This window comes from Escherichia sp. 93.0816 (assembly GCF_013368855.2).
Lineage (GTDB): Bacteria > Pseudomonadota > Gammaproteobacteria > Enterobacterales > Enterobacteriaceae > Escherichia > Escherichia ruysiae.
This window is the reverse complement of record NZ_JABWNC020000039.1, coordinates 1-11,817: the sequence shown is the minus strand read 5'-3', so window position 1 is coordinate 11,817 and position 11,817 is coordinate 1. Positions and strand designations below refer to the sequence as shown.

The window sequence follows — 11,817 nt, the reverse complement described above, 5'->3', positions numbered from 1 at the left end:
GCCACCGCATTAGCGCGATCGCCATTCTGGGAATACGCCTGCCCCAGCGCCCCAAGGGCTTCACTGTCTTTCGGGTTAGCACGCACCGCCTGTTGCAGTTCGGGAATGGCTTTACCTGCCATGCCTGAGTCCACAGCGGCTAAACCTTGCGCACGGGCGCGGAAATTAGGATCGGCCAGTTGCTTTTGTTGTTCTGCCAGTTGCGATTGCGCAGCCGCCACATTATCGCCATCGCTAAAAACAGAGAGATATTTTTTCAGCGCCGACACGCTGGCGTCGCTGACGGGCATATCTTTTATCTGCCCGTACCAGATTTTAGAAGCCCCCTCGCGCCCGGCGTTCGATTTCGCCATCTGTTCCAGTACGGCAAAACCTTCATCGCGACGATCGCTGCTAAACAGCAATAGCGCCAGATTGTTTTGCAAACCTGTATTGCCCGGCGTATCCGCATTGATGCGTTTTAGCTGATTAATCGCTTCGCCACGGCGAGCCGGAATTTTCGCTACCGTACTCCAGTACTCGACGGCAATGTCACCTGCTGGCGGCGCCCCGTTGAACAGTTTGTTGTAACCCGCCACGGCTTCTTCCGCATGACCGGTAGTCGCCTGCAATCGTGCCTGTTGCAGTGCCTGGCGACCATCCGGCGTGGAAAGCAGCATTGTGGTACGCGATGATTTATACGCATTTGAACTCGGCGCTAATTGCGACAATCGGTCGAGCTGTTTTTGCGCACCATCAACATCGCCCTGACGTAACAAAGAGCGAAAACGGGCGGCAACGACATCCGGGTTATTCGGATCAATAAGTTCCAGACGATACAGCGACTGCTGCACCAGGTCTTCGCGGTGGGTCGCTTCCCCCACACGAACCTGTTCCAGCAACTGTTGCTGGGCGGTTGGTGCCGCCTCGACCATCGGCATCACGGCCAGACCGAGGGAAAGCGTAAGAATATTTAGTGTGAATTTGCGCATTCCAGGCCCCAGTCAGGTAATAACTCACCTTTTGTCGAGAAGCGGAAACGGTGTTGATCCCAGCCTTGTCCAAACAGGGTCAACACATAGTTGTAATAGGCATCGCTACCAGGAAAGTTATCTGCAATACGCTGACGCTGTACGGCCTGGGCATCACGATCCTGAAGAAATGGCAACATAGCCGCAGAAAAGCCGACTGGCCCTTTACCCTGCGCTTTACCCGTAGCGACATCGACTTTCTCCGGCGGATAGCCGTTTTTCTCGGTGAATGTCGCCATCGGTTTAAAACGGTTGAGCATCCGCGCTTTTTGCGGATCGCTGTCGGGCATCATGCCAACCCACATGTAGACGCGAATAGCGTCGTAACTGCTGATCAGCGTTTTCTCTGGCTTTAACTGCCAGCCTTTGTCTTTCTCATAACGTACCCAGTCTGGCGAAAAGCCTTTCGGGGCGGTTTCCAGCAATAAACGTTGATTCGTTTCGCGCAACGTGGTCCACGGTGCGCCAAAGCGGGTGAAATACTGCGCCAGCGTCGGGGGCAGATAACTTGGGTTAAAACGCCAGGTGTTATTCTCGGCAAAACCCACTTTGCCCGGTAACAGCATGGAACCCAGCCCCGGCACTGTCACCACTTCCTCTTGCGCAATGCGTTTTAACAACGCGCTGCCAATGTCAGTATAACGTTGCTCTTTCCACAATCGACCGGCCTCCAGCAGTGACCAGGCCATCCAGATATCGCCGTCAGAGGCTGAGTTGCTGTCCAGCACTTCCCACTTCGTATTCTCTTTCTTGCCCCATAGCCAGGCGGGCAAATGCTCTTTTAACGAGCCCTGGGCAAGATTGTTCTGTGTCCAGTCGAGAAGGTTATCGAAAGCCGTACGGTCGTTAGCCGCCAGGGCAAAGAACATGCCGTAACTTTGCCCTTCGGAGGTGGTAATTTTGCGCGCATCACTGGGGTCAATGACGCGCCCCTCCTGACTGATGTAATCCTTTTTAAACTGCTCCCAGGCAGGCCAGGTACAGGCTGCCTGAACACTAAAGGCAGCCAGCAGCAGCATCGTCACGATTCCACTACGCAAAACATTCATCATCAATTACTCATTATCCGGGTTAAGACGACGACGGCTGATGATACGCAGCAGACGCCACAGTACCCAGGCCAGCAACACCACGCTGATTGCCGCCAGCACCGCCAACAGAATCGGGTGATTAGCCAGTGCATACCACAAACGTTCGAACCACGGCAGATGTCCAACGTAATAGATGTCGCCAACACGCAAACTGTTAACGCCAGATTCACGGATCACGGCTACCGAGCCGAACATGGTGGCGCGTTTGCCGCTATCGTTCACCGCATCGTTAAGCATTTCGTAACCGCGCGGACTGTCAGCCAGGAGAGCAATCACGCTGCGCTGGTCGTTATACGGTGACTGGAAGCCAATCACCGCAGCCATCGCGCCAGAAGAGGTCAGCGTTGACTGAGTTTCTGCCGCACGGTCGTTTTCGTCCGGCACAATACCCGGGAATGGCGTCTGGCGCATTGGCGTTTTCACCCAGCTTTCGGTGGCCTGTACCAGCATGTCAATCTGCTTGTCGTCTTTTAATTTGTCCGGGATACCACCGACGATCATGATGTCGGCATCTTTACCCTGAATGGTGCTGCCATCATCGGTCACGGTCAGGTTAATCGCCGGGAAGCCCGTCTGCGCGCCGATAAAGCCAACGGTATTTAGCAGCGTTTCCATCTGTGCTTCGTTGGGCGCTTTCGGCATTACGGTGATGGTTTGTGACAGATCCGCCATCCGGCTGAACGGGAAACCCGCATTGGCAAACGCGCGCAGATCCGGCATCGGAATGAAGTGGTAATACTTCGAGAAGTCGATGGTAGAGTCGTCGCCAATCACCACATGGTTCTGCACCGGCTGGAAGGTAATACAGTTATCCACCGATCCGCCCGGCATCGGGTTCATGTACTCAAAGTCGAAGCGCAACTGGTTGGTCGCCCCCAGCTTCAACGCCGGAATAGAGACATCCGTTTTGCCGTCCAGCAAACCTTGTAATACCGGAATACGCAGCAGCAGGCGGTTCGCCTCCTGTTTGCTACTCAGGTTAAATGATTGCAGGAACTGGTTGTTCAGGCTGATATCCATCCGCGAGCTATCTTTCACCGGCGGCATGGTGTAGCGGTAATTAATATCCATATCAATACCGGTACTGCGCATCAGGTAGAGATCTGGCGGCAGATTTAGCGAAACGTTAATCGCTGCCGGTTCCAGACCGCTGGACTGTAACTGCTCTTCATAGGTTTTCAGTTCACCAAAAGTGACCGGACGATCGGTACGCACCCAGTTCGGCGCATCGTATGGCTTACGCGGCAGCAGCGGTTTGACTTCATTCACCACGACGCTGTCGCCACGGAACAAAATATTGCCCTGGGCGATACCTTTCGCTGCCTGCAACAGGTCTTTGTCGTCACGACCAAACACGACCAGCAGTTTGACGTAAGGATTTTCCGGGTGGTTGATCATCTCAATCACCGGTGCTTTCACCGCCGGATGGTCGCGCAGGAAGTCCGGGCGTTTGTCGTTAGTCGCAAAAACAATCGCATTGCGATCGGGAAGCTGGTTATAGAGTACCGGGAAGTTCTGCCCACGCCAGCCGGAACGGGAACCAAACCACGAGGCAACAATGGCGGAAGCCTGTTGCAGAGCAACATCCGGCGCGCCCGCAAAGACCATCGGCAAGGTGTTAGCACGGTTATCGCGTGGGTCAAAGAACGGAATCGGGAAGTGCGACAGGTCATTCTTCACATTCAGTGATTGATACGTCAGATCCAGTCCACTACTGCGCCCGACATCCAGCCAAAGTGTGGTGCTGGCCGGGTTTTCGCACACATCCTGATAATGACCGACAAACTCCAGCCGCACGCGGTTGAAGTCGGTAATAAACAGTGGGTTAATCGGCATTTGCGCCAGCGTCTTTTTACCCAACTGCTCTTTAGTCACTGGCAGCACGCCCATCAGTTCATCATTGAGATAAACCTTTAACTGCGACTGAACTGGCAGCAATGATGGCGATGGCGTGTATTCGAGATTGAGCATCGCCTTCGTCACCACTTCGTCGCTGCGCATACCAAACTCAATGCTGCCGTTCGGGTTGATACCACGCAGCACCATGCTGCCCGGCGGCGGCGCGATTTGCGCAAAGGTCAGCTTCACATCACGCGAAGAGCCGTTCTGCGCGACGACTGGCGCATCCGCTCCCTGCACGCCCGGCATCACCTGCCCCACCTGCGGATTTTGTTCCGTCTGGGCAGGAACAACTGGCTCAGCATTGATCAGTGGTTGCGTTGCTGGCGTCGCCTGCGTCATAAAAGAGGGGAATGCGCTCATCCCCATTGCCACTGCACAAATCCAGAATAGTTTTCTTTTCATCGCGTTATCATCATTGTTGAGCCAAAGCCTGATCCGATGGTTGTACCGTTTCGCTCCGCTCCGGGCGGCGCGGAATGAACGAAACAACCCAGGAAACCAGAGAAGTCAGCGCACGGAAAATACCCTTCACTGAAGAAGGTGCAAATTCCGCCAGATGGCGGTAGCCACGGAAGCCGAGCTTCAGAATATCCAGCAGACTTTCCAGCGGCTTATCTTCCGGGTAGCTGTCCTGCCAGAGCGCCCATGTATCCGCACGGGCAAACGTACACTGCACAAAATCGATATGTTGCTGGGTGGTGAGGGGCATTAATTGCAGTCCGACTTCGTTACCCATCACGCGTGCCACCTGGGTTGGGAAGACGTATTCCTGTTGACCGCGTTTGAGCAGCAGATTCACTTTCTGCCCTTCGAGGATCTGCGCCTGACCGTGAATTTTGATCCCCAGCCCACCGTCGGAGAAGTCCTGAACAGTGCAGGAGAAAAGGTGACCATCTTCGCGGGCAATTGCCGCTGGCATCGTCATCTCAACACGATGCGAACGACGAACCTGTTTGCTTTCAACCGATACCGCTACCGCGCCGCCGAGAATAATCAGGTTGTAGAATACCCACACCATACTGACGACAACGGTAAGCATTTCGGTTGGCGGACCATAGAAGTAACGCCAGATGCCAACAGCGACACCAACCAGGTTGAGCAGTACGAGGAAGATGTACGGTCGCGAGATCACCCAATCGACATACTCTTCCTCTACCAGGCCACCTTTGGCGGTGACGTTAAATTTGCCTTTGTGCGGGTTAATCAGCGCCACCAGCGTCGGTGGTGCGATATACCATGCCAGCACTGTTTCGTAGATTTCACTCCAGAACGAGTGGCGATATTTGCCCTGAATCTTCGAGTTAGTCAGGCTGGCGTGGATCATGTGCGGCAGCACAAACAGGGCGATCATCAACGCAGGTGCGTAGATGATATAGGCATGAAGCAGCAGGAACGCCAGCGGCGCAGTCAGGAAGATCAGCCGTGGAATGCCCGACAAGAAATGGAACATGGCGTTGACGTAGCACAGCCGTTGCGCGAACTTCAGCCCTTTACCGGTGAGCGGGTTATCAAGGCGGAAGATTTGCACCATCCCGCGCGCCCAGCGAATACGCTGACCGATATGCGCCGACAGACTTTCGGTAGCCAGCCCCGCCGCCTGCGGAATGCGCATATACGCGGAGGTGTAGCCACGACGGTGCAAACGCAAAGAAGTGTGCGCATCTTCGGTTACCGTTTCGACGGCAATACCGCCAATCTCATCCAGCGGTTTACGGCGGATCACCGCACAAGAACCGCAGAAGAAAGTGGCATCCCACATATCGTTGCCATCCTGCACCAGACCATAGAACAGCGTGCCTTCATTCGGCGTTTTACGAAAACGCCCCAGGTTGCGTTCAAACGGGTCCGGCGAGAAAAAGTGGTGCGGCGTCTGCATCATCGCCAGTTGTTTTTCTTTCAGGAACCAGCCCATGGTCATTTGCAGGAACGAGCGCGTTGGCACGTGGTCGCAGTCGAAAATCGACACAAACTCGCCTTTGGCATATTTCAGCGCATTGTTGATATTGCCCGCTTTCGCATGTTCATGAGTAGTACGGGCGATATATTTCACCCCTACGTTTTGTGCAAACTGGCGAAACTCTTCCCTGCCACCGTCGTCGAGGATCCAGATGTTCAGCTTGTCTTTCGGCCAGTCGATACCCAGCGAGGCATAGATAGTGTTTTTCACCACGCTGAGATCTTCGTTGTACGTCGGCACAAAAATATCCACCGACGGCCACAGCGACATATCTTTCGGCAGCGGTACGGGCTGACGATTCAGCGGCCATACGACCTGGAAGTAGCCGAGCACCAGCACAATCCATGCGTAAGTTTCAGCGAACAGCAGAATTAAACCGCACACCAGACTGACCGGATCATCCCAGTTCAGCGTGGAGGTGTAGCGCCACCAGATATAACGGCAAGAGACGGTCAGCGACAGCACAATCAGCATCAGTGCAGAGAAGCGTCCCGGCATTCGTCGTACCATTAATGCCACACCCCACAGCAACATCAGGAAGATAAACTGCGACAGCGGGTTAAACGGCTGGGTGACGCAAATCAGCGCCAGAATCAGCGAGAATGTCACAATGATGCCAAGAATAAAACGCCGTGCTCCGGCGCTCAGATGTCCCAGCTCTTTTTTCTCATCAAGGTGTTGCGTGTTATGGCTGAAGCGAGCCGGCAATTCATCCATCCATTGATGATAACGCCCACGAATATTCTGCAAGCGTGAAAACGACCGCCAGCGCGGTTTCGGCGTTTCTCTGCGCGAAGCACTGATCAGCAACCAGCAGGTCTGGATGACATAGCGCACAGGATCCAACGGACGCGGGCGCGAGGCGTTGATATGAGGGAACAGGATTTTATGTTGCGCACGAATACGCTGCCAGCGTGGGTGCTCCAGCGGAATAAAAATCCAGGCAAGGATCAGCCAGAAACAGCCGAGCGTCGCGCTGAAAGGCGACGCGCCATGACGACGATACTCCCGATAACGCCCAATAAGACGTGCGTTAACCGGCGGGATAAGCAACCACCGGGTCAGGATACTCATGATGCGCTCCCGACTGGCGTTTTCAGCCCGGAATAGTTCAACAGACACCAGTTCGCCAGCGTCAGAATTTCTTCTGCCGCCAACGCATCGCTACGGTATTCTCCCAACGGTTGTTTCGCCGCCAGACATTCAGCCATCGCTTCATCACGATGAATCAACATTGGCAACAAGCGCCGCTGGCTTTGTAACCATAGCTGGTAAATATCGTCCTGAACCTGGCTGCCGACACGAAAATCATTAATCAAAATATGCGCGCCAGCGGGCAGTGCCTGCTGATGCAGCCGAATATGACAGTTAGCATCCACGTTGACGATCGCCAGGGTGTGATCGCACAGACTCATGATTTGATGCGTTATCTGCGAGGCGTCGCGTGGTAAATCGATCAAAATCCATTGATAACGCCCGCTGGTCTTTAGTTGCTGAATACCGCTACAAATCTCGCCCAGTCGTGTTTGCCAGTGCTGGGGATTTTCGTGTTCTTCGAGAGTCAGTTGACCAAAGGGCAGCAGATCGAGCTGTGAGGTATAGCGTAGCCCGGCATCACGCCAGTCCTGACCATCCAGCATGGCTCTTGCCCAGCCCTGGCGGTGAGAAAAATCAACGTTGAATGACAGGCGCAGCAAATTGTCCTGGCAGGCATCCACCAGCAGGACATTTTCTCCCAACATTTGCAATGACCAGCCTAACGCGGCAGTGATCGTTGTCGTTCCCACGCCACCCCGCATCCCCTGCAATCCCAGAACGGCCATTCACCACACCCCTACTTTTTTTGCGCAAACTCAGCCAATAACGGCCAACGTTTTAATGCCGCAGCCAACTGCTCTCGTTGGGAAATATCGGCATAATCAATATCAGGCAGTGAAAAAGCCTGTTTTAACGCCAAAATATCATTCTGGAAGATATAGCCTATCGCGGGATCAGGCAGAATATCGGGTTCGTTGTTATTCATTATGGTTGATCCCTATAAAATAAACATATTACACAGCAAGACAATTTCGCCGCTTTATTGCTAACGGCAGCACAGAAATCCGCTCATTTTTTGACTTTCCGTTACGCAACAGAAAAACTAAAAAACGAAAAGGCTGATATCACAAGGTTTCTGGCCTGTTAAATTGATTCACATGCTAAATCTGATAAGTTTTAATTTCAATGGTAGGTTTATTTCTTAGCTTTCGCTAGTAAACTGATAATCAGACAAAATGGCGACTTGAGGGACACTGTGGACCCCGTATTCTCTATCGGTATCTCATCCTTATGGGATGAGCTGCGACATATGCCAGCAGGCGGCGTCTGGTGGTTTAACGTCGATCGTCAAGAAGATGCTATTAGCCTGGTGAATCAAACGATGGCTTCTCAAGCTGAAACCGCGCAAGTCGCGGTCATTAGCATGGATAGCGATCCCGAGAAAATTTTCAAATTAGATGATTCTCAAGGACCAGAAAAAATAAAATTATTTTCAATGCTAAATCATGAAAAAGGTCTATACTATTTGCCCCGTGATTTACAATGTTCAGTTGTTCCCAATAATTACCTGTTCATTCTTGTTTGCGCAAATAACGCATGGCAAAACATTCCTGCCGAACGCCTTCGCCTATGGCTGGAAAAAATGAATAAATGGTGCAGGCTAAACCATTGTTCACTGCTGGTAATTAATCCCGGAAATAATAACGATAAACAATTTTCATTGTTACTGGAGGAGTACCGTTCGCTTTTTGGACTTGCCAGTTTGCGTTTTCAGGGCGATCAGCATCTGCTGGATATTGCTTTTTGGTGTAACGAAAAAGGCGTCAGCGCCCGTCAGCAACTGACCGTCCAGCATCAAAATGGCGTCTGGGCGTTAGTTCAGCGCGAAGAGGCGGAGATCCAACCACGCAGCGATGAAAAACGTATTCTCAGTAATATTGCCGTACTGGAAGGCGCGCCACCGCTATCGGAACACTGGAAGCTATTCGACAATAACGAAACGCTGTTCAATGAAGCGCGTACCTCTCAGGCCGCGACGGTCGTGTTCTCTTTGCAGCAAAATGGGCAAATTGAACCGTTGGCCCGCAGTATTCATACATTGCGTCGCCAGCGTGGGAGCGCGTTGAAAATCCTCGTGCGGGAAAATATTGCCAGCCTGCGCGCCACCGACGAACGTTTACTGTTGGCCTGCGGCGCAAATATGGTTATTCCATGGAACGCCCCGCTCTCTCGCTGTCTGACAATGATTGAAAGCGTGCAGGGACAGAAGTTCAGCCGCTATGTACCGGAAGATATCACCACGCTGTTGTCGATGACTCAGCCGATTAAACTGCGGGGGTTCCAGAAGTGGGATGTATTCTGTGACGCGGTCAATAATATGATGAATAACACCCTGTTACCCGCTCACGGGAAAGGCGTTCTGGTGGCTTTGCGCCCGGTGCCTGGCATTCGCGTTGAACAAGCACTGACGCTGTGTCGCCCTAATCGTACCGGCGATATTATGACGATTGGCGGCAATCGACTGGTGCTGTTCCTCTCTTTCTGCCGGATTAACGATCTGGATACCGCATTGAATCATATTTTCCCACTACCTACTGGCGACATTTTCTCTAACCGCATGGTCTGGTTTGAAGATGACCAAATCAGCGCCGAGCTGGTGCAAATGCGTTTACTCGCCCCGGAACAATGGGGGATGCCGCTGCCTTTAACGCAGGGTTCCACGCCAGTCATCAATGCCGAACACGATGGTCGCAACTGGCGACGCATACCTGAACCACTGCGATTATTGGATGATGCTGTGGAGCGTTCATCATGATGACCATCAGCGATATCATTGAAATTATTATCGTTTGCGCACTGATATTTTTCCCGCTGGGCTATCTGGCGCGGCATTCTCTGCGGCGTATTCGTGACACTTTGCGTTTGTTATTTGCTAAACCTCGTTATGTAAAACCGGCCGGTACATTACGCCGTGCGGAAAAAGCCAGGGCAATCAAAAAATGACTCAATTTACCCAAAACACCGCTATGCCTTCTTCCCTCTGGCAATACTGGCGCGGCCTTTCTGGCTGGAACTTCTATTTTCTGGTCAAATTTGGCCTGTTATGGGCGGGATATCTTAACTTCCATCCGCTGCTTAACCTGGTGTTTGCCGCGTTTCTGCTAATGCCTATTCCGCGCTATAGCCTGCACCGTCTACGCCACTGGATAGCCCTACCAATCGGTTTTGCATTGTTCTGGCACGACACCTGGCTACCAGGCCCGGAAAGTATCATGAGTCAGGGTTCGCAAGTGGCTGGTTTCAGTAGCGATTATTTAATCGACCTCGTTACTCGCTTTATTAACTGGCAGATGATCGGAGCCATTTTTGTATTGTTAGTGGCGTGGTTGTTCCTGTCACAATGGATTCGTATCACCATATTTGTCGTCGCTATTCTGGTATGGTTGAACGTACTTACGCTGGCTGGACCAAGTTTCTCCCTGTGGCCAGCCGGTCAACCGACCACGACGGTGACAACGACGGGCGGTAATGCAGCGGCAACGGTCGCAGCCGCAGGTGGTACGCCGGTGGTGGGTGATATGCCTGCGCAAACCGCGCCGCCGACAACGGCGAATCTTAATGCATGGCTGAATAATTTCTATAACGCCGAAGCGAAACGTAAATCGACCTTCCCATCCGCGCTTCCGGCAGATGCACAGCCATTTGAATTGCTGGTCATCAACATCTGCTCACTCTCCTGGTCGGACATTGAGGCTGCCGGGTTAATGTCGCATCCGTTATGGTCGCATTTCGATATTGAGTTCAAGAAATTCAACTCTGCGACCTCATACAGCGGCCCGGCGGCGATTCGTCTGCTGCGCGCCAGTTGTGGGCAAACTTCGCACACCAATCTGTATCAACCAGCCAATAATGACTGCTATCTGTTCGATAACTTGTCAAAACTGGGCTTTACCCAGCATCTGATGATGGGGCATAACGGTCAATTCGGCGGCTTCCTGAAAGAAGTGCGCGAAAATGGCGGTATGCAGACAGAATTGATGGATCAAACGAATCTACCGGTTATTTTGCTGGGCTTTGATGGTTCGCCAGTTTATGACGATACCGCCGTACTTAACCGCTGGCTGGAAGTTACTGAAAAAGATAAAAACTCCCGTAGCGCCACGTTCTACAACACGCTCCCTCTGCATGATGGCAACCATTATCCTGGCGTCAGTAAAACAGCGGACTATAAAGCGCGGGCGCAGAAGTTCTTTGATGAACTGGATGCATTCTTTACCGAGCTGGAGAAATCTGACCGTAAAGTAATGGTGGTGGTCGTGCCAGAACATGGCGGCGCGCTGAAAGGCGACAGAATGCAGGTATCTGGCCTACGTGATATCCCTAGTCCATCAATCACTGATGTCCCCGTTGGCGTGAAATTCTTCGGCATGAAGGCACCACATCAGGGGGCTCCGATTGTCATCGACCAACCAAGCAGTTTCCTGGCAATTTCTGATCTGGTTGTTCGCGTTCTCGACGGTAAAATTTTCACCGAAGACGATGTTGACTGGAAAAAACTCACCAGCGGATTGCCACAAACAGCACCGGTATCCGAGAACTCAAACGCGGTGGTGATTCAATATCAGGATAAACCGTACGTTCGCCTGAACGGCGGCGATTGGGTGCCATACCCGCAGTAAACACGAAAAAGGCCGCAGAGTTTCACCCCTGCGGCCTGGTCCGGGCGCAAATTGCCATTACGGCAGCCTGACGCCCACATAGCATGTTACTTCCGCTTATTCAGCCAGCTCACGATCAGGCTGGCGAGAATGCCAGCAAT

At 52.6% G+C, this 11,817-nt stretch carries 8 protein-coding genes and 1 pseudogene; 3 read left to right on the top strand and 6 right to left on the bottom strand.

All coding sequences use genetic code 11. The features are described 5' to 3' along the window. The 6 genes and pseudogenes from HEM79_RS21685 to bcsR form a co-directional block, all read right to left on the bottom strand. A pseudogene (locus tag HEM79_RS21685) lies at positions 1-971 on the bottom strand (cellulose biosynthesis protein BcsC); the annotation flags it as partial. Beyond that, positions 953-2,059, bottom strand: coding sequence for a cellulose synthase complex periplasmic endoglucanase BcsZ (bcsZ, locus tag HEM79_RS21680; protein ID WP_176241943.1), 1,107 nt, complete (start codon positions 2,057-2,059; stop codon positions 953-955). The pseudogene HEM79_RS21685 and the gene bcsZ, both read right to left, overlap by 19 nt. A 6-nt stretch (positions 2,060-2,065) precedes the next feature. Further along, a complete protein-coding gene (bcsB, locus tag HEM79_RS21675; protein WP_024192197.1) occupies positions 2,066-4,405 on the bottom strand; it encodes a cellulose biosynthesis cyclic di-GMP-binding regulatory protein BcsB in 2,340 nt (779 codons plus the stop codon). 10 nt (positions 4,406-4,415) lie between these two features. Then, positions 4,416-7,034, bottom strand: coding sequence for a UDP-forming cellulose synthase catalytic subunit (bcsA, locus tag HEM79_RS21670; RefSeq protein WP_000025927.1), 2,619 nt, complete (start codon positions 7,032-7,034; stop codon positions 4,416-4,418). After that, entirely contained in the window at positions 7,031-7,783 is a 753-nt protein-coding gene (gene bcsQ, locus HEM79_RS21665) for a cellulose biosynthesis protein BcsQ (RefSeq protein WP_021550018.1), read from the bottom strand. Before bcsQ ends, bcsA begins: the two co-directional genes overlap by 4 nt. Before the next feature lie 11 nt (positions 7,784-7,794). After that, the gene (bcsR, locus tag HEM79_RS21660; RefSeq protein ID WP_001063311.1) at positions 7,795-7,983 is read right to left on the bottom strand and encodes a cellulose biosynthesis protein BcsR; all 189 of its coding nucleotides are present in this window, start codon (positions 7,981-7,983) and stop codon (positions 7,795-7,797) included. A 258-nt stretch (positions 7,984-8,241) separates the two neighbouring features. On the opposite strand from bcsR, the gene bcsE reads away from it, so the two are divergent. Genes bcsE through bcsG form a run of 3 tightly spaced genes read left to right on the top strand, consistent with a single transcriptional unit; the run spans position 8,242 to position 11,677 of the window. Continuing rightward, the gene (gene bcsE / locus HEM79_RS21655; protein WP_001205752.1) at positions 8,242-9,813 is read left to right on the top strand and encodes a cellulose biosynthesis c-di-GMP-binding protein BcsE; all 1,572 of its coding nucleotides are present in this window, start codon (positions 8,242-8,244) and stop codon (positions 9,811-9,813) included. Continuing rightward, a complete protein-coding gene (gene bcsF / locus HEM79_RS21650) occupies positions 9,810-10,001 on the top strand; it encodes a cellulose biosynthesis protein BcsF (RefSeq protein ID WP_000988301.1) in 192 nt (63 codons plus the stop codon). The genes bcsE and bcsF overlap by 4 nt, the downstream gene beginning before the upstream one ends. Then, positions 9,998-11,677, top strand: coding sequence for a cellulose biosynthesis protein BcsG (gene bcsG, locus HEM79_RS21645; RefSeq protein ID WP_176241939.1), 1,680 nt, complete (start codon positions 9,998-10,000; stop codon positions 11,675-11,677). Before bcsF ends, bcsG begins: the two co-directional genes overlap by 4 nt. Positions 11,678-11,817: the final 140 nt, after the last annotated feature.

Coding starts and splice junctions, on each gene's coding strand:
- bcsZ (WP_176241943.1), bottom strand. CDS start 2,059: ATGAATGTTTTGCGTAGTGGAATCGTGACGATGCTGCTGCTGGCTGCC.
- bcsB (WP_024192197.1), bottom strand. CDS start 4,405: ATGAAAAGAAAACTATTCTGGATTTGTGCAGTGGCAATGGGGATGAGC.
- bcsA (WP_000025927.1), bottom strand. CDS start 7,034: ATGAGTATCCTGACCCGGTGGTTGCTTATCCCGCCGGTTAACGCACGT.
- bcsQ (WP_021550018.1), bottom strand. CDS start 7,783: ATGGCCGTTCTGGGATTGCAGGGGATGCGGGGTGGCGTGGGAACGACA.
- bcsR (WP_001063311.1), bottom strand. CDS start 7,983: ATGAATAACAACGAACCCGATATTCTGCCTGATCCCGCGATAGGCTAT.
- bcsF (WP_000988301.1), top strand. CDS start 9,810: ATGATGACCATCAGCGATATCATTGAAATTATTATCGTTTGCGCACTG.
- bcsG (WP_176241939.1), top strand. CDS start 9,998: ATGACTCAATTTACCCAAAACACCGCTATGCCTTCTTCCCTCTGGCAA.